This window comes from Candidatus Krumholzibacteriia bacterium (genome assembly GCA_030748535.1).
Lineage (GTDB): Bacteria > Krumholzibacteriota > Krumholzibacteriia > JACNKJ01 > JACNKJ01 > JASMLU01.
In genome coordinates, this window is record JASMLU010000001.1 from 59,664 (window position 1) to 80,409 (window position 20,746).

The following is a 20,746-nucleotide window of genomic DNA, read 5'->3' on the forward strand; positions in this document are numbered from 1 at the left end:
TGCCCTTGTTCTGGAAGAAGAAGCCCGGGAAATCCCCCTCCCTTCCCGGGGATCTGAAAGTCACTCCCTTTCAGAAGCGATTGCGCTACCAGTTCCTCAATCCTGATCTCCTGCTTTTGGCTCTCAGCCATCGCTCCTGGGTATTCCAGAAGGGGCAGGACCGGATTCACAGCAATGAACGCCTGGAGTTCCTCGGGGATTCTGTTCTGGGACTTCTGATCAATGAGGGGCTGTTCCTGTCCAATCCGGGTCTCCCCGAAGGAGACCTCACCAAGAGAAAAAGCCTCCTTGTCAGTGGCGATATCCTGATGGACATCGGAGCGAATCTGGGGATTGATGAAGTCATCCTGATCAGTTCGAATGAACGGGGAAACAGCCGGGAGATTCAGGGATCCATCATTGCCGATGCCGTGGAAGCCGTCATTGGGGCCGTCTATCTTGACGGAGGCCTGGAGGCGGCAAGACCCCTTGTCCAGCGGCTCATCCTCGACAAGCAGGAGCATTACCTCGAAAGCGACCAGCACCGGAACCACAAGTCGATCCTTCAGGAAATAGTGCAGTCGCGTTTCAACGCCCCGCCCCGTTATCGCATTGATTCGACCTCCGGCCCCGAGCATTCCAAGGTATTCCATGTGCAGGTGATTGTTGCTGGGGAGGTTCTTGCCAACGGAGAAGGCCGTTCCAAGAAGGACGCTGAAAAAGAAGCGGCCCGACTTGCCCTGGAATTGCTGGAGAAGCGCAAGTCGACAGAATAGCGTTTTCCCTCCGAACTCGCTCCCTTGACCCGCCTTCCTCCATCTTTTAGGATCTCTCCATGAAGATTGGATCTCTTTCTACTCCGGTGCTGGTGCTGGATGCCGGTTTCCAGCCGGTCAATGTGGTTTCCGTCCGCCGTGCCATGTCCCTTCTTTGCAATGGAAAGGCCGTGGCCGTCGAGGAGTCCAATGCGGTTCTGCGTTCTTCCAGGAGCACCTGGAAGATGCCACTGATCATTCGCCTCTTTATCTCCATCGCCCATCGTGTGTACCGGGTATCCCGGGTCAAACTGAGCCGTAAGAACATCTGGGGAAGGGACCGATACCAGTGCCAGTACTGCGGTTCCCGGGAGGGTCCTTTCACAGTGGATCACATCGTTCCACGAAGCCATGTGTCCCGGGAGTATCCCAAGGGGGGACCGACCACCTGGGAGAATTGCGTGACGGCCTGTGTCCCCTGCAACCGGAGCAAGGGCAATGAGATGCTCCCCCAGACTGACATGAAACTCCTGAGTCGGCCCCGGGAACCTCACTGGCTTCCACCGGTTCTTTTTCTTCGCTTTCTCAAGCCGGGTTTTCATCCCAGTTGGGATGCTTATCTCTACGGGGGCAGAGAATGATCGTTCGTTTCTTCTTCACGCTTCTCCTTTTCCTCTCCGTTTCCCTGAATGCGGTGGAGCCTCAGTGGCTACGCCTGGAATACACGATGAGTGATTCACTGAAGATGGCTGTCAGTTATTACCCACCCCGGGGAGAGCCTCGGGGGGCACTTCTGATCCTGCATGACCGGGGCGGGGAAGGTGTCTGGTATCGGGACTTTGCCGGGGAACTGCAGGCCAGAGGTCTTGCGGTGTTGCTTCCCGATCTGCGGGGTCATGGGAGCAGCAGAATAGAAGGAAGGAGGGCGCTTCCGGAATTCGAAGTGCCCAGAATCTGTGAAGACCTGCAATCTCCTCTCGACCTTCTCCGAAGTCAGGATGGATTACAGGATTCAAACTGGTCGATTCTCGCAGTGGGGGAGTCTGCAGCCACGGGACTTCGTCTTCTGGAAACAGAAGAGTCCCTCGACCGCCTGTTTCTTCTCTCCCCTCTGGGCTGTGATTCTCTGTCTCCTTCTCTTCCTGCATCCAGTCGGGTGATGATGATCAGTTGCGAGGAAGACGAGGAGGCTCTGCAGAGCCAGACGAAACTCTATCTGAGTCTTCCTCCCGATCAAAGGCGCATGGACTTTCTTCCCTGCAGAAGCCGCGGGCGCTCTCTCCTCTTGTCCCGGGACAGCCTGAGGGAGAGGATCAGGGACTGGTTCCTCGAATAAGTTCCGGATTCTCCTCCAGAGCATCGAGGGTGCTTTCCAGAATTTCCGCCAAAGTGACAATGCGCCAGGGCAGAACCTTTTCTGCGCTGTCTCCTGGCTTGTGATAATCCAGATGAAAGCCACCGAAGAGAAAGTGAGAAGGGATTCCCGCACTCGAAAAGGCATGATGGTCGCTCGCCATTTCGAAGACCGGGCCCTTTCCCTCCTGCACCTGCAGGCGCGAGGAGGACTCAAGGAGGAGATGAGAAAAGGGATCCTCCCGGTTCGACCAGACGATGAGAAGCGAGTCGCTGGCAGCTTTGGGATTCCTCAGCTTCCGATAGTGGTCCACGCCCCCGCGTCCTACGGTATCCAGATTGATGACCCGGTCAGGTCTCGCTTCCTGAAGCAGGCTGGCTCGTGAACCGAGAAGCCCGATTTCTTCGGCATCGCTGAAGAGAAAATGGAGTCGGTAGGGGAGTCTCCTTCCGCGGAGATTGCGGGCCAGTTCGAGAAGGGTACTCACTCCGCTCGCATTGTCATCCGCACCGGGGTGGTAGCCTTCGTCACTTGCTCCCAGATGATCATAGTGAGCCACAAGAAGCAGGAGTGGCCCCTCGATATTCCACGGAAGTCGAAAGAGAAGATTCCTGCCCTCAAAAGCCAGAGGATCTCGCTCGGGAAGGGAGAGCTTCCAGCCTTCGGGCAGATGATCACTGTCGAGAAGCTCCGCCAGTTCTTCGTTCCCATAGAAAAGGGGGAGAGTGGTCTCATCTCCCGGGAGTTGCCAGAGCCGGTTACTCCGCTTCATCGCACGGCTTCGAAATCTCATAAAGAAAGACTCACTTCCCTCTTGAGGAAGCAGGAGCAAGGCTTTCTCATTCTTCCATCTTCCCCGCAGGGCCTCGGGGCTTCTGTTTCCTTCCTCTCCAAAGGGAAGGACTCGAAGATCAGCAGCCCTGAGATCCGGGAGCATTCCCCGGGTGACCATCGGCAGGGGGAAGACCCGGTCCTCCGGACTTTCCAGTTCCGCAAACAGGGACTGCAGTTCCTCGCCTTTTACGGCAAAAGTGTGGGATCCCGGCAGAGGGAGCAGCCCCGCAGAACGAGCCTGACGCCGAATCCACTCGGCCGCCTTCCGATTGCCCTCTTCTCCGGCCATACGGCCTGAAAAACCAGGGGAAGAGAGGGTTTCAATGTCCCTCTTTACCGTTTCCTGCCCGGCGAGAACCGGGAGAGAGAGAAGGAGGGCGAAAAGGGGGGCTCTCAGAAAGATCGACAGCATAAGGGCTCCTTGTTTCCGGGAGGCTAGCAGAGTCTTTCTGCATTGCAAGCCATATGAAGAAAAGGGCTTGCCTCGTCTTCCCGCACTACTTACTATCCCTGTGAACCTGCCCGTATTCTTCTGCGGGTCTTTTCTTTCAGAGGTCTTTCAGGATGAAACTGTCTCGCTCCCTGCTTCGACTGGTCCTAGTTCTGGCTCTCCCCGTTCTGATCTTTGCCTGTTCAGAGGAGGAAGGTCCGACAGGGCCTATTCAGGAGGAAACGGTTACTCCCCTGACGCCGAACTACTGGCCTCTTTCCGAAGGCAACACCTGGCACTTCCTCCGAATGGTGGAGGACAGTGTCCCTCTCAGCTACGAGGGCTACAACTTCTGGGAATTCACCCAGAAGGCGGACTCCGTGATCATGGACTGCCTGGCCCCTGAAGAGGTCGACGGCGAGGAAATGCAGGTCCTCCGGGGAACTCGCTATGTGACAAGTGATGATCACTCTGAGCTCGACTACGGAGAAGTGGAAAAGCAGCTCGAGATCTACCTTGCTGCTGGCACTTCTTCCCTTAGCCTGGAAGGGCTTCGCGAAGGGGCTGTGGACAGTAGTTTTGTCATCTGGCCCTGGGATGAGATTCCTGGAGATCTGGTTCCCCTGGACCTGATTCGCTTCGGACAAATGGAGTGGGGTCAGGATCTCGTGGAGTTCAGTTCCGAGCCGGGAAGCATGTATCCCTGGAAGGATCTTGATTACGATTTTCTCACGGACTCAGTGATTTCCTATCGTCTGGTCACTTCCGTGGTCGCCAATGATGAGATTCACTATGCATCTGATCCCCAGTTCGGTAGTGGACTGGCCAATGAACTGTTCGGGGCGATGGCGGACACGGTTTATGCCAACTGCAAATGGGTTCGCCAGAGTCTGATGATTGAGCTTCACCTGACCAACCAGCGGGATCCCAACACTACGCCCGGACAGCCTTCTATCCCGGACCAGTTCCAGCCGGAACGTGTCCTGCAAGCCCCGGCAAGGATGGATCTTCGCTTCTATCTTCTGGCTCCTGATCTTGGTCCCATTCGAGTGGTCAGTGTTCAGGATCTCGACTTCACGCTGAGCCGCCAGTTGGATCCCTGGCAATTCCAATACGATTTCAAGGAAGTGGATTACCTGCGTGGATGGACCGTCAATCCCTAGTCCGGACTTGAAATGCTTCTTTCCCGCGACCAAGTTCCCGGCTCCTTTCGAGGAAGTCGGGAACCTTGCTTTTGGGCATTTCCAGATGCCAGGACAGGCCCTTTTCCCCGTATTCCGCAGACAGGATTCTTCCCTCCAGTTTATCCAGCAGCCTTCTCATGGCCGCCTCTTCAGCGAAATCAATGAGTCCCTGTAACTCCAGCATCTCGTAGCGGAGCCGAGGCTCTATCCGGGAGAGAACTTCTCTTGACGCGTCTGTGTAGGCGCGGATCAGCCCGCCAACGCCGAGCTTTTTTCCTCCAAACCAGCGGATCACCACAATCAGAAGGTCGCTGAGTCCGGAAGAAGCAATGGCCCGGGCAATCGGGGCGCCCGCAGATCCTGCCGGTTCTCCTTCGTCGGAAAATCGTCGTGTTTCCTTTCCGGGTTTTCCCAGTTGAAGAGCCCAGCAGTGATGCCTCGCGTCGGGATACTGTTGGAGGAGGACTTCCCGGCAGAGTCTGGCTTCTTCCTCATCCTTCACCGGGATCAGTTTTGCAAGGAAACGGGAGCCGAGAACCCGGCTTTCATATTCCTCTTTCCCGGCCGGAACCGGGTAGGCATCCGGATGCATATCGACCTTCCCGCTTGAGCTTCCTCTGACATTTTGCTATCTCATTCTAGATTGACTGAGCCCTCCCTTCAAGGAGACTTCCATGAGGATTCCCCAACTGGATCTGAAAGCACAGTACGACAGCGTCCGAGACGAAATCGGGGAAGCCCTTTCCCGGGTCTTTGAAAACCAGGCATTTATCCTCGGGGAGGAACTCCTTTCCTTTGAGGAAGAAGTCGCCTCCTTTCTGGGAGTGGAAGCATGCCTGGGAGTCTCCAGTGGCAGCGAAGCCTTGCGTATGGCACTGGCCATGCTTGACATCGGACCAGGGGATGAGGTCCTGCTCCCCTCCTTCACCTTTTTTGCTACCGCCGGATCTGTGGTGCAGGCCGGGGCGAGTCCGGTTTTCGTCGATGTGGGGGAGGACTTCCTCATGGACCCCGAAGATGCTGCCCGGAAGCTGACCGGGAATACACGAGCCATCCTGCCGGTGCATCTCTATGGACTTCAGGCAGACTTGTCCCCCTTCTTTCAGATGGCGGAGCAAGGCGGGCTTGCGATTCTGGAAGATGCGGCCCAGTCTCTGGGTGCCCGCCGGGAAGAAGGAGCCTGCGGATGTATGGGAGATGCAGGCTGCTACAGTTTTTTCCCCAGCAAGAATCTGGGAGCTGCCGGGGACGGTGGACTGCTCCGTTTCCGGGACCCGGAACTCACGGAGCGTGCTCGGCGATACCGGGTTCATGGGGAGGCAAAGCGTTACCATCATGATGAAGTAGGTATCAACGCAAGAATGGATGCACTTCAGGCGGCGGTTCTCCGGGTCAAATTGCCTCATCTGGAGAACTGGAACAAACAGAGGCGGAACAGAGCCCGAAGCTATGAAGAACGCTTTTCTGCCGGGCCCTTGCGCGACCTTGTTCTTCGCCCTGCTCTTCCGTCGGCGGAAGAACATGTCTTCCACCAGTACACGCTTCGTCTTCCTCAACGGGATGAACTGAAAGAGTTTCTTGCCGGGAAGGGAATCAGTTCCGCGATCTACTACCCGCTGCCCCTGCACCAGCAGCCATGCTTCTCTTCGCTGCCGGGAGCGGCTGTGTCTCTGCCAAAGACGGAAAAGATCGCGGGGGAAGTTCTCTCTCTGCCCATCTATCCGGAGTTGAGCGATTCCGCCGTGGATGAAGTGGTCTCGGCGACCGAGGAATTTTACTCGAGAAGCTCTTCCTGATCCTGGAATTGGAGACGATAGAGATCCCGATAGAGCCCCTGGTTCTTCAAGAGTGTTTCATGGCTACCGTCTTCCTGTAATCCTCCCTGGTGAAGAACCAGGATCCGGTCACTTCCGAGAATGGTGGACAGGCGGTGAGCCACCGTCAGACTGCTTCGATCCTTCATCAGGACTTCCAGCCCCCGCTGAATCCACTCTTCCGACTCACTGTCTACCGAACTGGTGGCCTCATCCAGAACAAGGAAGGCCGGATCCCTCGACAGGGCACGGGCAAAAGCGATCAACTGCTTTTGCCCGGTAGACAGTCCACCTCCTCTTTCACTGAGAAGCGTGTCGTAGGCATCAGGAAGTTCGAGAACAAAGCGATCTGCTCCGACAGAGTGCGCGGCCTCCAGCCCTCTCTCCCGGGAAATCGCAGGATCTCCCAGAAGGATGTTGTCCAGAACGGTCCCCGGGAAGAGGAACACCTCCTGCTGCACCAGCGCGAAGTGTCTCCGGAAGGAATGAGGGTCAAGATCCCGAAGATCCCTTCCGTCAAGGAGGACACGCCCCTCCACGGGATCATGAAACCGCAGGAGGAGATTGAGGATGGTGGTCTTGCCGCTTCCCGTCAGGCCCACCAGCGCTGTGCGCTGCCCTGCCTCCAGACGAAAGTTCAGGTTACTGAGAACCGGCTTGCCGGCCTCATAGTGGAAAGAGATGTTCTCAAAGTGCAATTCCCCGCTGCAAGTGCTGAGTTCCCGGGGCTGTGGGGGGATGAGAATCTCCGAGCGGCTGTCAAGAATGCCAAAGATCCGCTCTGCGGCAGCCATGGCGGCCTGCATGATGTTGAACTTTTCGCTGAGATCGCTGATCGGCTGAAAGAAGCGTCTTGCATATTGAATGAAGGCAGCCAGAGCCCCCAGACTCATGCTTGGATCCCCTTCTATGAAACGCGACCCCCCGTAGAAGAGAATCAGGGCCACGGAAAGAGAAGCTGAAAATTCCACTAGCGGCCAGAAGATCGCAAAATTGAAGACCGAGTCGAGATGGGCACGGGTGTGTTCACGGTTGAGGACTTCGTAGTCCCTGGCCGTTTTCTCTTCCTGCGTGAAAATCTGAATGACAGAAACGCCGCTGATCCGTTCCTGGAGGAAGGAGTTGATGGCGGCGATCTTTTCACGAACTTCGCGAAAGTTCTTCCGAAGTCTTGTTCGGAAATAGACAGTGAAGAGTGCAATGATTGGCAGAACGCTGATAGTCACCAGAGCCATTTTCACATTCAGTACAAAGAGAAAGATCGTGATTCCGGCCAGCATCAGGATGTCGCCGATCACTGCCACAAGCCCGCCGGTAAACATCTCGTTGATGCTTTCCACATCACCGGTCACCCGGGTAACGAGTCTTCCAACCGGGTTGCTCTCATAGAAGCGAAGGGAGAGTCGGCTCATGTGCCGGAAGAGGTCGCGCCGGATGTCGAGCATGAAGCGCTGTCCTATCACTGCAACCGTCAAGGACTGAAGGTAGGCTGCGGCGTAGTCCACAAGGAGAAACAGCACATAGAGGATCGAAACGAATCCCAGAACAGGGAGATTGCCCGCAAGAATGCCTTCATCGATTCCGACTTTTACCAGGTAGGGGCCCGCCAGCCCGAATGCGGAGGAGAGTGCGAGAAGGATAACTGCCAGAGACACTTTCCATCGGTAAGGGCGAAGGTATCGGAGCATCCTTCGCATGAGAACGGCATCATAGGCTTTGCCCTGCTTGCTCTCATTGACAGAGGGATCGCTCATTCACCCTCCCTTCTGCCTTCCAGCCTCTCCTGAAGATTCTGTCTTTCGTGGATATCGAAATAGAGTCCTCGTTTTTTCAGGAGTTCATCATGGCTTCCGACCTCAGCGATGCGTCCTTCCTCAAGAACACAGATTCGGTCGGCCAGACGAAGAGTCGAAGCCCGATGGCTGGAGAGGATCACCGTGTTCCCCGGGAAGTGCTTCTTGAGGCTGCCGAGGATCTCCTCCTCTGTTCGCGTGTCCACGCTGGAGAAAGGATCGTCCAGGAGGATGAGCGGAGCCTTCCGAAGGAGGGCGCGGGCAAGGCAGAGCCTCTGTCTCTGTCCGCCTGAAAGACGGGTTCCCCGCTCTCCGATCACCGTATCCCAGGCTCGGGGGAAGGCGTGAATCTCTTCCAGAATCTGGGAATCCGAGGCAGCAGCCTCGATTTCCTCCAGGGCGAGGTCAGAACCTGCGAACTCCAGATTGCTTCGAAGACTCTCGCTGAAGAGCAGGGGCTCCTGTCCTACCCAGGCCAGTTGCTTGCGCAGCTCTGACAAAGGAAAGTCGAGGATATCCTGGCCGCCCAGAAAGACGGTTTCCGGGGGAGGATCCAGAATGCGGGGCAGGAGACTCATCAGGACGCTTTTACCACTCCCGGTTCTCCCGGTGATGGCAAGAAACTCCCCGGCGGGGATTATCAGATTCAGGTCACGGAGAATCTGTGTTTCCCCGATACGAAGGCTCAGATCCCGAAACTCCAGATCAGCCTGATAGTCCCTGTCCGGGAGAATCCCACCGTCCAGGATATCGGGCCTTGCGTCCAGAATCTCAAGAAGTCGTTTCCAGGAGGCACTGCCCCTTTGGATGATGCTGGTCACCCATCCGAGAGCGGCAATCGGCCAACTGAGAAGAATGAGGTACTGCATGAACGCAATCAGGGTCCCGAGAGTGACCTCCTCATTCATGACAGCCTGTCCCCCGAAATAGAGGACAAGAATGACCGCAAGGCCGCTGAACATTCTCATGGAGGGGTGGAAGATGCTCATGAAACGGGCGACCCGAAGGTTCTCCCGGTAATAGGCCCTGCTCTCTCTTTCGAAGGACTCTGACTCATGATCTTCCCTCAGGAAGGTCTTGACGACGCGGATTCCGGAGAAGGTGGCCTGGGAACGGCTGCTCAAGAGGGCAAAACGCTTCTGGATTTTTTCGTAGCCCCGATGAAGAACCTGACTGCTTCGATAGACGATCAGACTCAGGAAAGGGAGTGGCAGAAGGCTAAGGAGGGACAGTTTCCAGTTCAGGCTGAGCATCAGACTGAGGGCAATGCTCAGGATGACCAGAATGTTCAGGGGATACATGAGGCCCGGCCCGAGCATCATCCTGACGGCATTCAGATCATTGCTGGATCGCGCCATGAGATCGCCGACGGGGTTCTTCTGGAACCAGGCCTGGTCAAGAGTCAGAAGGTGGCGGAAGAAGTCGTCGCGGATGTCATACTCGATACGGCGACTCGCCCCGATCATGAGCCAGCGCATGAAGAAACGACTGATCCCGGCGAGGAAGGTGAGAAGCAGGAGAATCCCGGCCTGCCTGAGAAGCCAATCCGAGTCCAGTGCCGCCTCTCCCCGGAGACCGTCCACAATCGAGCCGATCTGCCGGGGAATGGCAAGTGCAAAGGAGTTTGCACATACCAGCGCCAGGGCTCCGGGAAGGAGCAGGTGGCGATAGGGTTTCAGGTAGGGGATTAGCCGCTTCAGGGGATGGATCACAAACCTCCTCCACTGAGAGTATGCCCTGTGCGCTCCGGGAGCAAGTGACCTTTCTTTTCGCTTGGACTATTGGGACTCTCAAAGTATCGTCCTCCCATCGGAAAGGAGCGATGAATGTTCGCAATGATTGGACAATGGGAACTGATTCTCCTCGTTCTGGCTCTTCTTCTGCTTTTTGGAGGACGGAAGATCCCGGAACTGGCTCGAGGTCTCGGTTCGGGAGTTCGCGAGTTCCAGCAGGGATTGAAAAACAAGGGGAAGCTGGTCGATGATGTGGAAGTGGATGATGAAGAGAAGGACGACTAGCCTTCTTCTTCTCCTCTCCCTTCTTCTTCTTCCTCTGCTTTCCAGTGCGGAGGAAGAACTTCGGGGCCGGGAGCTCCGCGGTCGATGGACCTGGAAACAGGGTCCGGGGGGCCGTGGGGGAGAATTTACCCTCCGTGAGTACGAAGGGGACCTGACCTGGCTCTGCTGGACCTTGCCCGACCTTTCCCTTTTTCCAAAGAGCCAGGTTCTCCTTCTTGACGGGCAAAAGATTCTGGCCTGGGCCAGCCCGGAGGGCAGTGCCTTCGCCCTCAAGTCCACGGACATCCGCCTGCTTCCCCTGGCCATTGCAGGAGCATCTTTCCCGGCTGCATTTCTGGAGGGCAGGAATCTTCGGAGCTTACTTCGGCAGGGCAGGCTTCTCGGTTTCCCTGCTGAATTGCAGAGCCATGGCTCTCATGCGTCCCGACTCCAATGGTTCAGCCCTCTCGGTGAGATCAAGGCTTGCTGGGAGGATCGTCGTGGGGAGCGCAAAAAACGACTGATTCTCTATCCGCCCGGAAAGGGAAAAATCATCCTGGAATGGAGGGACTGCGGGCCCGCTCCCCGGGATCCCTCGACACTTTTTGGGCCAAAGTGAAAAAATGCGGGAACTTTCCCCTCTTTCGGGGGATTTACTCGAGTAACTGCGGCATTCTGGAGAGCTAAATGACGAATCATCAAAACATTGCGCTGTCACGAAAGCAGATGTCCTCGGATCTCAGCGATGAGGAACTCATCCTTCAGGTTCAGGAGGGCAACCGTAATGCCTTTGACGTACTCGTCCATCGCTTCAAGGACCGGATTTATCACTTCATCCTGAAAATGGTCAAGGATCCGGAATTGGCCGAGGAGATTGCCCAGGACGCATTTGTGCGCGCCTATATCAATGCCGACAAGTATCGGACGATTGCCAGGTTCTCCACCTGGCTCTATACCATCGCGCTCAATCTGGTTCGCAATCACATGAGGAAACAGAAGCGTTCCATTGTGAGCCGCATTCCTCTTCTCTATTCCAGGGACTCCGTTCCTGTGGAAAAGGAATACCAGGACAGCGCACCCCTTCCCGATCACCAGGTGCAAAACCGGGAACTCCGGGAGCGGGTGGGGGGAATCCTGGAGAGGATTTCTCCTCACTACCTCGAGCCTCTTCTCTTGCGGGAGTACGGAGACATGACCTATGAGGAAATCTCTGCCGCTACAGGGCTCAAGATTGGAACAGTTCGAAGCCGGATCAATCGTGCAAGGAACCAGTTTGCCACGATCTGGAAGAAGGAATACGGAAACAGTGACGAGTGCATCCTGAATGACATCAGGATTGACTAGGAGGCAGGATACGGTGAATTGCAAACGCTCAAGGGAACACATCTCTCTCTTTCTCGACGGCATGTTGCCGCCCAAAGCTCAAGCGAGCCTGAATCGGCACATGGAAGATTGCAGGGAGTGCTCGACTTATCTCGATGATATTCGGGAAGTCCTGGCACAACTACGGGAAGAAGCGCTGGAGCCCCCTTCCGACAATTTCGAGTGGAATCTCCGCAGAAAACTGAACCAGGCGATTGCCCATCGTGATTTCGGGGAAGAAAAACAGCCCTGGAACTGGAACCGTTTTTCCTGGGCTGCCGCCGCCTCCCTGATTCTTGTGGCCGGTCTCAGCTACTGGATGCAGCCGGGGGACTACGTTCCCGGGAAGGAATCTGGAAGCAGTCTTTCCGGCCGTCGAGTGAATGAGCCTGCCGGAGCCCGGGTGAACTGGGCGCGGGAGCGTCCTCGCGGTGCCTCCTCCCTGCGTCCGGTTGCCTCTGAGCGTCCGGGACGGAGTGCTGCCAAGAGCGAAATGGCCGGATCCATGGTGAATCCCCAGCTCGCTGACACTCTGAGCCAGGAGACGCCGGATCCCTGAAGATTCAGGGTTTGACCGTATTGGATCCCTCTTCTATTCTGCGGCCATGAAAAAGGTCGCAGTTTTTTTTGCCTTCGCCCTGCTATTGATCGCATCCTGTTCGGACAGGAAGATGGTGCCCGCCATCGGGCCTTACTCCGACCTCTTTGTTTTCACGGAAGACGGACGCTACTATCCGGGGCTTCGCCCTTTCATGGAGGCCCTGAGCCACCCAATCACCTATGTCTTTGAAGAGGAAAACGAATTCGACGTCTATCTCCTGGAGGAAGGAAGTTTGTCCGGCAATCTGGACCGGAAGAACCTGCTCTTTCTGGTGCGGATTGATCGCCACGGGGGGCTGCGCAGTCGCGCCCTGCAGATCGTGGGGAAGGAACATTTTCGCAAGGCCCGGGAGAAGGGCTATCTGGTTCTCCATCGGGAAGACCTCTATGCCAGGGGGCAGGATGTCTATCTTGTCCTGATGGATGGGCCACAAACGGAGGAGGAAGTTCTCTCGCAGGCCGGCCCCGTGCTTCGACGCAGATTTCGGGAAAGCAGTCGAAAACGCTATCGCGACTATCTTCTTTCCGGGCGTGAAAATCGTGGAGGAGGGAAGTACCTCTGGAAGCGGCACGGCTTCCTGCTTCGCTACCCCAAGGAATACCGTCTCCTGCAGGAGGAGCCGGCTCTCGGTGCGCTGGAACTTCACCGAAAGGACCCAAGCCGTGTGCTGGGAGTCTTCTGGCTGAACGGGGTCAGTGAAATGCCGGCCCTGAGGGATTCCACCTCCTTGCTTGCCTTCCGCGCCAGAATTGTGGAAAGACTCTACGGAGACAGCATCTTGGGGGGCGAGTACCTCTTCGAGCCTTCCGAACTTGGTCCCTATCCCGCTCTACGACTTTCCGGGGTCTGGCAGAATGAGGAAGACATGACCGGCGGACCCTTTGTGACCTACTTCCTTCAGGACGGCAAGAGGGAGCGTCTTCTTGCGGTAGACTTGGTGCTCTATGCTCCGGGTCTGAACAAGCATCCCTACATGAGAGAACTGGAGGCCCTGGCTTCCAGCTTCCGCTTTGAGGAGTAAGATGGAGACCCTGCAGCTTTCTCTGGGAGATCGTTCCTACCCGATTCACATTGGAAGGGAACTGGACAGCGAACTGCTGAACAGGCAAATCGCCGGGCGAAAGGCCGTGGCTCTCGTGGACGCAGGGCTTGCTTCCTGTCAGCAGGAGCGACTGGAGAGCTGGCTGGCTGATCTGCCTCGTCTGGAAGTTCCCCGGGGAGAGTCCAGTAAAAGCCTGTCCATGATGGAAAGCCTGGCAAGGCAAGTTCTGGACACGGGACTGGGCCGCGACGGTCTGATCCTGTCAGTCGGGGGCGGTGTCACCGGTGACCTCGCAGGCTTTCTTGCGGCCTCCTACCTGCGTGGCGTCCCCTACATTCATGTTCCCACAACCCTGCTTTCCCAGGTGGATTCCAGCGTGGGGGGAAAGGTGGCCGTCAATCTTCCCGGCGCGAAAAACGCAATCGGTGCCTTCCATCAGCCCGAAGCCGTCTTCACCGACCTTGCCTTTCTGGACACGCTCGACCGGAGGCAAAGGATGTCCGGTCTTGCCGAGATCCTGAAAATGGCAGCCATCAGTGATGCCGAACTGCTGGAAACTCTGGTTTCCCGGTCCCGGGTAATCTTCGATCAAAACGCGGAGGATCTTGCGGCTGCCATTCTTCGAACCTGTCTGCGAAAGGCAGAGGTCGTGTCAGCTGATGAGAAAGAGCAGGGGCAAAGAGCCATTCTGAATTTTGGCCACACACTGGGCCATGCTCTCGAGAGTCATCCGGAAACGGAGCTTCTTCATGGAGAGGCCGTCTCGATCGGGATGCTTTTTGCCCTGAAACTCTCCGGGAATAGGGGAATGAGTTCCCCTGCTCAGTACTCGCAGATGGAGAGTCTTCTGGAGACCTGGAATCTCCCGACACGCATCCCGGATTTCCTGCCCCCTTACTCCCTGGTTTCGGGAATGAAAGTGGACAAGAAACGGAAAGACGGGCGGCTGCAGTTCGTGCTAGTTTCCGGGTGGGGAGAGGCCACTTTTGGCCATGGTGTCGAGGAAGAAGAATTACTAGACCTGATTTCGTCGATGATGTAGCGTAACAATCAATATCACAGGACATTGCGGGAGTGCGTTCAAGTGAAAAATGAAAGAGGAACTGCCCTCCCTGCTCCTCTTCTTCGCAAGGCGGAGAATCTGAAGAGAGTGGGGCAGGGGGACGAGGCTCGCAAGATGCTCGAATCGGGGATTCGGGATAATCCCGCTTCCATTGCCCTGCGCGTATTGCTGGCCCGCCTTTTGACGCAGTCCGGAGATCTTGACAGGGCGCGGAATGAATACGAGGAGGTTCTCAAGCGGGACCCCTCCAATCTTTCAGCACTTCGGGTCCTGACTCCCCTTCGTCTGGAAGCGGGACGCAGGGAAGAGACCGGTCAGATGCTGGATCGTTGGGCCGCAGAAGATCCGGACGATCTGGAGAGAGAGGACTTGCAAGCACAGTGGGAGGATCTCTCCGGGAGCAGCCCGGAGGATAGCTCCTCCATCCTCTTGCCTCCGGATGAAGAACTGGAGGAAATCCTCACCCGCCCGGAGAGTTCTTCCGGGGGCGAAGATCCCGAGGATCTGGATTACCTGCCCGCTCCCTCGCTCCGGGATCCCGCAGACTGGGAACTGCCGGAGAAGAAAGGGGAGACGGGAGGGAATCAGGCATGAAGATCCTGATCTTGCAGGGCCCCAATCTGAACCTTCTCGGAAGCCGCGAGCCGGATATCTATGGCTCGGAGAGTCTGGAAAGTCTGGAAAGGAATCTTCGAGAGTGGGCGGCGGAGCAGTCCATTGAACTGGAGTTTTTCCAGAGCAACCGCGAGGCAGAGCTTCTTGAGTCTCTTCACTCGGCGAAGGATAACTTTGAGGGGATTGTTTTCAACCCCGGCGCCTTTACGCATAGCAGCATCGCTCTCCGGGATGCCATTGCAGCGATTTCGATTCCGGTCGTGGAAGTCCATTTGAGTGAGATCCAGGGGCGGGAGTCCTGGCGTCGAAGCTCCGTCACGGCACAGGCCTGTTCTGGAATGATCTCGGGCATGGGAGCCCGGGGATATCGCCTCGCTGTTCTTGCTCTGAAAGGGCCATGATTCCTCTTGCCAGAGGGCTCGGCTGAGCCTAGCCTCGTCTGATTGAATCGCATGAGAAAGGGAGTTCCATGAACGAGAAAGCGATCCAGCAATTGATCCGGATTCTGCGGGAGAACGAGGATGTGGGGGAGATCGAGGTTGCCGAGGGTCTGGGCCGGAAGATCCGGGTCAGTCGGAACTCGGGGATGATGACCGTGTCCGCTCCTCCTTCCCGTTCTACGGAATCGGCCGCTCCTGCTGCAGCACCCAGTCCCGGAGAATACGCCGGCGCAGTGCAGAAGGCTCCCATGGTCGGTACTTTCTATAGCTCACCCAGTCCCGGGGAGGATCCTTTCATTACGGAGGGTTCCCGTGTAAGTCCCGGAATGGTGATCTGCATTATCGAGGCCATGAAGCTCATGAATGAAATCGAGTGTGAAGTCAGTGGTACGGTTCAGGAGATCCTCGTTCAGAACGGGGATCCGGTGGAATTCGGGCAGGCACTTTTTGTGATTGAAGAGGACTAGATGTTCAAGAAACTCTTGGTGGCCAACCGGGGCGAAATTGCACTTCGCATCTTCCGTGCCTGCGAAGAACTCGGGATCGAGACGGTGGCCGTCCATTCCGAAGCCGATGTGGACAGCCTGCATGTCAAGTTCGCCCAGGAGTCGGTCTGCATCGGTCCCCCGGCCTCGGCGCGAAGTTATCTGAATATCGGCAATGTACTTTCTGCCGCAGAACTGACCGGCGCAGATGCGATCCATCCGGGTTATGGTTTTCTCGCCGAGAATGCCCACTTTGCCGAGGTCTGCGAGTCCCACGGATTTACCTTTGTCGGCCCCCATCCCGAGGCCATTCGGAGAATGGGGAATAAGGCACTGGCTCGTGAGACCATGGTTCGTGCGGGAGTTCCGGTTCTTCCCGGCAGCGAGGGAGCCGTGAATGATGAGGTGGAGGGATTACAGATTGCCCGGGAAATTGGTTTTCCGGTGATCGTCAAGGCCAGTGCTGGCGGGGGCGGCAAGGGAATGCGCGTGGTGAGCGTCGAAAAGGAGTTCCCCCGCAGCTTCAAGTTGGCTCAGGGCGAAGCCGTTTCTGCGTTTGGAAATGGCGATCTCTACATTGAGAAGTTCCTCGTGGGTCCGCGTCATGTGGAAGTCCAGATTCTTGCTGATCGCCACGGAAACGTCGTGCATCTCGGAGAACGGGATTGCTCGGTACAGAGGCGGCACCAGAAGCTCATTGAGGAGTCTCCCTCTCCCGCAGTAAATCCCGAACTGCGGGAAAGGCTGGGGGCGGCTGCAATTCTGGCCTGCCGCGCGGCGAACTACCATTCCGCTGGCACCGTGGAGTTTCTTCTGGTCGAGGACGCTTCCTTCTACTTCATGGAGATGAACACTCGCATCCAGGTCGAACACCCGGTAACGGAGATGGTCACCGGGCTGGATCTGGTGAAAGAGCAAATCCAGATTGCGGCCGGGGAGAAAATCAGCTTCCGTCAGGAGGATGTCAAAATGCAGGGGCATTCCATCGAATGCCGTCTGAATGCGGAAGACCCGGAGAAAGATTTTGCTCCGAGTCCCGGAAATGTTGAGTCCTTTCACGTTCCGGGAGGCCCGGGTGTGAGGGTGGACAGCCATGTATATGCGGGCTACTCCATTCCTCCTTATTACGACTCCATGATTGCAAAGCTCCTTTGCCACGGCAGGGACAGGGAAGAGGCTCTCGCCCGGATGCGTCGAGCGCTGGAGGAAACCGTCATTGAGGGGGTACCCAGCACGCTTGAGTTTCACCTTGCGATGATGAACCATCCCCGTTTCATCAGTGGTGACTTCAATACACGATTCCTGGAGGAGGAGGACTGGAAGGCCGCCAGGAAGTAGATGGGAAAGGCTGCAATGAAACGACATCTCTGGGTTCGGGGTTTGGTCTGGCTCCTTCTTGCTGTCATGGCATCGGGAAGTCTCTACAGCTATCACCCGAATGACTGGATTGGCTGGGGTCTTGATTCCGGACTCTGGACTGCCGAGAACAGCTTCGGATTTCTCGGGGCGGTGATCGCAAAACTGATGGCCGCACTTCTGGGGAGCCGTCTTGCTCTGCTGGTCTTTCCCTCTCTCTTTCTGGCTCTCGCCTTCCGGGAGTTTCTGTCTCTTCCCCTGAAGCGGGTTTTGATGCCCTGGGGAAGTCTCTCTTTGCTTTCCCTTCTCTGGCTTGCCTCCATGGCGGGGCAGGATCGTTTGGCGCTTTCTTCCCTTCACTGGGGAGGCTGGCTGGGAGGACTTCTTGCTGAGGGTCTCTTCTCGTTTCTCGGGAGTGTCGGTTCTCTGGTTCTTCCCCTTTTCCTGACATTCCTTGCGGCTCTTCTCCTCATCCCAAGCCCTTGGCTGACTTTTCTGGGGAAGGGAAAGACCCCGCTTCTGGCACTCCGCTCTTTCTTCAGCTCTCTCTTTTCGAAGCGTCCCTCGCTCGCTCACTTCCGCAGCATCTTCTCCTTCCTCTCATCCCGGGCTTCCGCATTCCGGGAATCCATCGATGAACGCTTCCTTGAGGAGGAAGAAGCGCCGCCGCCAAGGCAGAAAACCATGCCGGCTGCGGAGCAGGCAAGGGCTCCCCGACCGCGAAAGAAGAAGCCTCAGACAAAAAAGCCCGCAACTCCCAAACCAGCAGCCTCTCCTTCTCCCAGGCACCGGGACTCCTCTTTTGAGATGCCTGCCGTGGATCTTCTCAAACCGCCGGAAATTCGGGACAAGCAGGAGAACCGCAAGGAGATGGAAAGCCGCGCGAGAGTGCTGACAGAGAAACTCGCCACATTTCAGGTGGGAGGGAAAGTCAGCAGCATGAGCCGTGGTCCTGTGGTATCCACCTTTGAGTTTGAGCCAGAGGCTGGAGTCAAGGTGAACCAGATCGTCAGTCGGCGGGAAGATCTTGCACTCGCACTGCGAAGCAAGGAGCTGCGGCTGGTTGCACCGATTCCCGGCAAGGCGGCCGTGGGGATCGAGTTGCCCAATGATTCTCCCGGCATCATTCGCCTGCGCGAGGTTCTGGATGCCCGGGAATATGAAGGCGAGCGGGGGAATCTGGATCTTGCCCTTGGCGTGGATGTGGACGGAGTACCCTTCTGGGCGGATCTCTCCACAGCTCCTCATCTGCTGGTGGCAGGAGCCACGGGAACGGGCAAGAGTGTTTGCATCAACACGATTCTGGTCAGTCTTCTTCTGCAACACAGTCCGGAAACGCTGAGGCTCTTCCTTGTGGATCCGAAGATGTTGGAACTCAGTGTGTACAACGACATCCCGCACCTCCTGCATCCTGTGATTACCGACAACAAGATGGCTCTGCAGGCCCTGAACTGGCTGGTCGGGGAAATGGAGCGACGCTATCGCATGCTCAAGCCTGCCGGTGTTCGAAGCATCGTCGAGTATAATGAAAAAGTAACGGAGGGGCTGGTTCAGGACCGGGACGGCAACACGGTGGAAGACATCCTTCCCTTTGTGGTTTGCGTGGTGGAGGAGTTCGCAGACCTGATGATGACTCTCGGCAAGGATGTCCAGATGCCGATTGTCCGGCTGGCCCAGATGGCTCGTGCCGTCGGGATCCATATGATTCTTGCCACCCAACGCCCGAGCGTGGACATTATTGATGGCGTGATCAAGGCCAATTTCCCCAGCAGAATCGCCTTCAAGGTCTTCAGCCGCTTTGATTCCAAAACCATTCTCGACATGAACGGTGCCGAGGCCCTGATCGGGCGCGGGGATATGCTCTTCATGCACGGGAGGCTTCCCTATCCGCGAAGGCTGCATGGCGCCTTCATTGAAACCGATGAAGTGGAAGCCATTGTCGAACACTGGAGGCAGTATAAGCTGCCAGAACCGGAACTGGAATTGTCCCCGCAGGCGGGAAGCCTGGAGGATTTTACAGCCCAGGACGAGCTTTACGAAGATGCAAAGAAGATCGTGGTTCTTCAGGGCTTCGGTAGTACGACCATGTTGCAGCGGCGACTGCGAGTCGGATACACGAGAGCGAGTCGCCTGATGGACATGCTCGAGGATTCGGGAATTGTCGGTCCTCACACTGGAAGCAAGGCACGCGAGGTTCTTGTGGGACCGGAGTGCCTCGAGGAGGAAGTCGAGGCTTGAACGAGCGCCTTGTCTATCTGGAGTCTCTCGGCTGCAGCAAGAATCTGGTCGACAGTGAGGCAACTCTCGGCTTTCTGCTGAAGGCTGGCTACCGCCTGCAGGCCGATCCCGACGCTGCCGATCTCATTCTCCTGAACACCTGTGGTTTTGTGGAAGATGCCAAGCGCCAGTCCATTGAACGGATTCTGGAGCTTGCGGAGTTCCGGAAGTCTGGCACGAAACTGGTGGTCTTCGGCTGCCTTTCCCAGCGCTATGCGGAGAGTCTGAAGGAAGAAATGCCGGAGATTGACCTGCTGGCCGGAGTCGGTCAGCAGAAAGATTTGGCAGCTGCCATCGATCTTCTTTTCGAGAACGGGCATTCCCTGTCCATTTCTCCTGCGAAACCCCGGATCAGTTTTGAAGGGTTTCGGGATCGTCCTCTTCTTACCCCTTCCCACATGGCCTGGGTCAAGGTAGGGGAAGGATGCAGTCACGCGTGCAGCTTCTGTGCGATCCCTGCCATCCGGGGCAAGTTTGAGAGCCGCAAGCTTGAGGACATTGTTGAGGAGTCGGAGATTCTGGTCAGCCGGGGAGTGGGGGAAATCAACCTCATCAGCCAGGACACGGCCTATTTCGGGCGTGAAGCCGGCGCTCCCAATGCCCTGAGGGATCTACTGCAGAAGCTCTCCGCGATTTCTCATTTGCGTTGGATTCGTCTCTTCTACTTTCATCCTGCCCTGGTCACTGCGGAGGATCTCCTGCGCATTTTCGATATCCCCCGGGTGCTTCCCTATCTGGATCTTCCCATCCAGCACGCCTCCGACTCCATGCTCCAGATCATGCGCCGTGGACATGACCGATCCCGATTGTCATCCATGATCCGGAAGCTTCGCAGGGAACGACCGGATCTTACCCTGAGAACTTCGGTACTTCTCGGACATCCCGGAGAGACGGAGGAGGACTTCGGCGAACTTCTGGAGTTTCTCGAAGAGCATCCCTTTGACAAGTTGGGCATCTTTGAATTCAGTGCGGAGGAAGGTACTCATGCGACCGACCTTCCCGGGCGGGTGGAAGAGGCTCTGGCGGCAGAAAGAGCCGATCGCCTGCGGATGTTCCAGATGCCCATCAGCGAAGACTTGTCCCGAAAACAGATTGGCAAAACCATGACAGGAGTCGTGGAGGCGACGGCCTCGGCGGGTGAGGGCCTTCCCCCGGAGCGACGCCTTCATCTTCTGGAGAGTTCTCCCTTTCCGGCATCAAAGGCCGTGATTCGCACCGAGAGGGATGCCTATGAGGTTGATGCGGTACTCTTTTCCGACGAGGAACGGGAACTTGCCCTGGGTCAGTGGGTGAAAGTGGAGGTGGAGGATGCCGATGTCTATGATCTGAAGGGACGGGTCATCGGCCCTGCTTCTCCTTGACACC

The 20,746-nt window shown here is 56.7% G+C and carries 21 protein-coding genes; 17 read left to right on the forward strand and 4 right to left on the reverse strand.

Translation table 11 applies throughout. The features are described 5' to 3' along the window. Positions 1-5: 5 nt before the first annotated feature. Genes rnc through QGH30_00255 form a run of 3 tightly spaced genes read left to right on the forward strand, consistent with a single transcriptional unit; the run spans position 6 to position 2,070 of the window. On the forward strand, positions 6-755 hold the full coding sequence (gene rnc, locus QGH30_00245; GenBank protein MDP7020775.1) for a ribonuclease III: 750 nt from the start codon (positions 6-8) through the stop codon (positions 753-755). Between the two features lie 59 nt (positions 756-814). Beyond that, positions 815-1,375, forward strand: a complete 561-nt coding sequence (locus QGH30_00250; protein MDP7020776.1) for an HNH endonuclease — start codon at positions 815-817, stop codon at positions 1,373-1,375. Then, complete coding sequence (locus QGH30_00255; protein MDP7020777.1) at positions 1,372-2,070, forward strand: alpha/beta hydrolase; 699 nt, start codon at positions 1,372-1,374, stop codon at positions 2,068-2,070. The genes QGH30_00250 and QGH30_00255 overlap by 4 nt, the downstream gene beginning before the upstream one ends. Here QGH30_00255 and QGH30_00260 read toward each other — a convergent pair. After that, positions 2,048-3,334, reverse strand: a complete 1,287-nt coding sequence (locus QGH30_00260; GenBank protein MDP7020778.1) for a M28 family peptidase — start codon at positions 3,332-3,334, stop codon at positions 2,048-2,050. The genes QGH30_00255 and QGH30_00260 overlap by 23 nt on opposite strands. Positions 3,335-3,486: 152 nt before the next feature. Between QGH30_00260 and QGH30_00265 the strand changes: the two genes are divergently transcribed. Further along, positions 3,487-4,515, forward strand: coding sequence for a hypothetical protein (locus tag QGH30_00265; GenBank protein MDP7020779.1), 1,029 nt, complete (start codon positions 3,487-3,489; stop codon positions 4,513-4,515). On the opposite strand, the gene QGH30_00270 is transcribed toward QGH30_00265, so the two are convergent. After that, complete coding sequence (locus QGH30_00270; protein MDP7020780.1) at positions 4,505-5,128, reverse strand: YigZ family protein; 624 nt, start codon at positions 5,126-5,128, stop codon at positions 4,505-4,507. The genes QGH30_00265 and QGH30_00270 overlap by 11 nt on opposite strands. 82 nt (positions 5,129-5,210) lie before the next feature. Here QGH30_00270 and QGH30_00275 point away from each other — a divergent pair, with 82 nt between their 5' ends. Beyond that, positions 5,211-6,332 (forward strand): DegT/DnrJ/EryC1/StrS family aminotransferase, encoded by a 1,122-nt coding sequence (locus QGH30_00275; GenBank protein ID MDP7020781.1) that lies wholly within the window; start codon positions 5,211-5,213, stop codon positions 6,330-6,332. Here QGH30_00275 and QGH30_00280 read toward each other — a convergent pair. Together QGH30_00280 and QGH30_00285 are read right to left on the reverse strand one after the other, a co-directional pair. Beyond that, positions 6,311-8,104: an ABC transporter ATP-binding protein gene (locus QGH30_00280; GenBank protein MDP7020782.1), complete on the reverse strand. Its 1,794-nt coding sequence runs from the start codon at positions 8,102-8,104 to the stop codon at positions 6,311-6,313. The two genes, QGH30_00275 and QGH30_00280, sit on opposite strands and share 22 nt — an antisense overlap. Further along, positions 8,101-9,855 carry an ABC transporter ATP-binding protein gene (locus QGH30_00285; GenBank protein ID MDP7020783.1) on the reverse strand — a complete coding sequence of 585 codons (1,755 nt, stop codon included), beginning with the start codon at positions 9,853-9,855 and terminating at the stop codon, positions 8,101-8,103. The genes QGH30_00280 and QGH30_00285 overlap by 4 nt, the downstream gene beginning before the upstream one ends. Positions 9,856-9,969: 114 nt before the next feature. Here QGH30_00285 and QGH30_00290 point away from each other — a divergent pair, with 114 nt between their 5' ends. The 12 genes from QGH30_00290 to rimO all read left to right on the forward strand — a co-directional run bounded on the left by QGH30_00290 (position 9,970) and on the right by rimO (position 20,742). Then, a complete protein-coding gene (locus tag QGH30_00290; protein ID MDP7020784.1) occupies positions 9,970-10,161 on the forward strand; it encodes a twin-arginine translocase TatA/TatE family subunit in 192 nt (63 codons plus the stop codon). Continuing rightward, the gene (locus QGH30_00295; protein MDP7020785.1) at positions 10,142-10,759 is read left to right on the forward strand and encodes a hypothetical protein; all 618 of its coding nucleotides are present in this window, start codon (positions 10,142-10,144) and stop codon (positions 10,757-10,759) included. The genes QGH30_00290 and QGH30_00295 overlap by 20 nt, the downstream gene beginning before the upstream one ends. A 68-nt stretch (positions 10,760-10,827) precedes the next feature. Next, positions 10,828-11,484, forward strand: a complete 657-nt coding sequence (locus QGH30_00300) for a sigma-70 family RNA polymerase sigma factor (protein MDP7020786.1) — start codon at positions 10,828-10,830, stop codon at positions 11,482-11,484. Between the two features lie 13 nt (positions 11,485-11,497). Continuing rightward, complete coding sequence (locus QGH30_00305) at positions 11,498-12,061, forward strand: zf-HC2 domain-containing protein (protein ID MDP7020787.1); 564 nt, start codon at positions 11,498-11,500, stop codon at positions 12,059-12,061. 46 nt (positions 12,062-12,107) lie between these two features. Further along, positions 12,108-13,124, forward strand: coding sequence for a DUF4837 family protein (locus QGH30_00310; protein ID MDP7020788.1), 1,017 nt, complete (start codon positions 12,108-12,110; stop codon positions 13,122-13,124). A gap of 1 nt (position 13,125) precedes the next feature. Next, positions 13,126-14,187 (forward strand): 3-dehydroquinate synthase, encoded by a 1,062-nt coding sequence (gene aroB / locus QGH30_00315; protein ID MDP7020789.1) that lies wholly within the window; start codon positions 13,126-13,128, stop codon positions 14,185-14,187. A gap of 42 nt (positions 14,188-14,229) precedes the next feature. Further along, positions 14,230-14,802, forward strand: coding sequence for a tetratricopeptide repeat protein (locus QGH30_00320; protein ID MDP7020790.1), 573 nt, complete (start codon positions 14,230-14,232; stop codon positions 14,800-14,802). Further along, a complete protein-coding gene (gene aroQ / locus QGH30_00325; GenBank protein MDP7020791.1) occupies positions 14,799-15,224 on the forward strand; it encodes a type II 3-dehydroquinate dehydratase in 426 nt (141 codons plus the stop codon). The genes QGH30_00320 and aroQ overlap by 4 nt, the downstream gene beginning before the upstream one ends. A gap of 68 nt (positions 15,225-15,292) precedes the next feature. Next, entirely contained in the window at positions 15,293-15,730 is a 438-nt protein-coding gene (accB, locus tag QGH30_00330) for an acetyl-CoA carboxylase biotin carboxyl carrier protein (GenBank protein ID MDP7020792.1), read from the forward strand. Further along, entirely contained in the window at positions 15,731-17,086 is a 1,356-nt protein-coding gene (accC, locus tag QGH30_00335) for an acetyl-CoA carboxylase biotin carboxylase subunit (GenBank protein MDP7020793.1), read from the forward strand. A 15-nt stretch (positions 17,087-17,101) separates the two neighbouring features. Next, positions 17,102-19,342, forward strand: a complete 2,241-nt coding sequence (locus QGH30_00340) for a DNA translocase FtsK 4TM domain-containing protein (GenBank protein ID MDP7020794.1) — start codon at positions 17,102-17,104, stop codon at positions 19,340-19,342. Further along, positions 19,339-20,742: a 30S ribosomal protein S12 methylthiotransferase RimO gene (gene rimO / locus QGH30_00345; protein MDP7020795.1), complete on the forward strand. Its 1,404-nt coding sequence runs from the start codon at positions 19,339-19,341 to the stop codon at positions 20,740-20,742. Before QGH30_00340 ends, rimO begins: the two co-directional genes overlap by 4 nt. Positions 20,743-20,746: the final 4 nt, after the last annotated feature.

Bases quoted from the DNA above. Each gene is read 5' to 3' on its own strand.
- QGH30_00290 (MDP7020784.1), top strand. From the start codon at position 9,970: ATGTTCGCAATGATTGGACAATGGGAACTGATTCTCCTCGTTCTGGCT.
- QGH30_00295 (MDP7020785.1), top strand. From the start codon at position 10,142: ATGAAGAGAAGGACGACTAGCCTTCTTCTTCTCCTCTCCCTTCTTCTT.
- QGH30_00270 (MDP7020780.1), bottom strand. From the start codon at position 5,128: ATGCATCCGGATGCCTACCCGGTTCCGGCCGGGAAAGAGGAATATGAA.
- QGH30_00250 (MDP7020776.1), top strand. From the start codon at position 815: ATGAAGATTGGATCTCTTTCTACTCCGGTGCTGGTGCTGGATGCCGGT.
- QGH30_00300 (MDP7020786.1), top strand. From the start codon at position 10,828: ATGACGAATCATCAAAACATTGCGCTGTCACGAAAGCAGATGTCCTCG.
- accC (MDP7020793.1), top strand. From the start codon at position 15,731: ATGTTCAAGAAACTCTTGGTGGCCAACCGGGGCGAAATTGCACTTCGC.
- QGH30_00275 (MDP7020781.1), top strand. From the start codon at position 5,211: ATGAGGATTCCCCAACTGGATCTGAAAGCACAGTACGACAGCGTCCGA.
- aroQ (MDP7020791.1), top strand. From the start codon at position 14,799: ATGAAGATCCTGATCTTGCAGGGCCCCAATCTGAACCTTCTCGGAAGC.
- accB (MDP7020792.1), top strand. From the start codon at position 15,293: ATGAACGAGAAAGCGATCCAGCAATTGATCCGGATTCTGCGGGAGAAC.
- aroB (MDP7020789.1), top strand. From the start codon at position 13,126: ATGGAGACCCTGCAGCTTTCTCTGGGAGATCGTTCCTACCCGATTCAC.
- QGH30_00310 (MDP7020788.1), top strand. From the start codon at position 12,108: ATGAAAAAGGTCGCAGTTTTTTTTGCCTTCGCCCTGCTATTGATCGCA.
- QGH30_00255 (MDP7020777.1), top strand. From the start codon at position 1,372: ATGATCGTTCGTTTCTTCTTCACGCTTCTCCTTTTCCTCTCCGTTTCC.
- QGH30_00280 (MDP7020782.1), bottom strand. From the start codon at position 8,104: ATGAGCGATCCCTCTGTCAATGAGAGCAAGCAGGGCAAAGCCTATGAT.
- QGH30_00340 (MDP7020794.1), top strand. From the start codon at position 17,102: ATGAAACGACATCTCTGGGTTCGGGGTTTGGTCTGGCTCCTTCTTGCT.
- QGH30_00265 (MDP7020779.1), top strand. From the start codon at position 3,487: ATGAAACTGTCTCGCTCCCTGCTTCGACTGGTCCTAGTTCTGGCTCTC.
- QGH30_00260 (MDP7020778.1), bottom strand. From the start codon at position 3,334: ATGCTGTCGATCTTTCTGAGAGCCCCCCTTTTCGCCCTCCTTCTCTCT.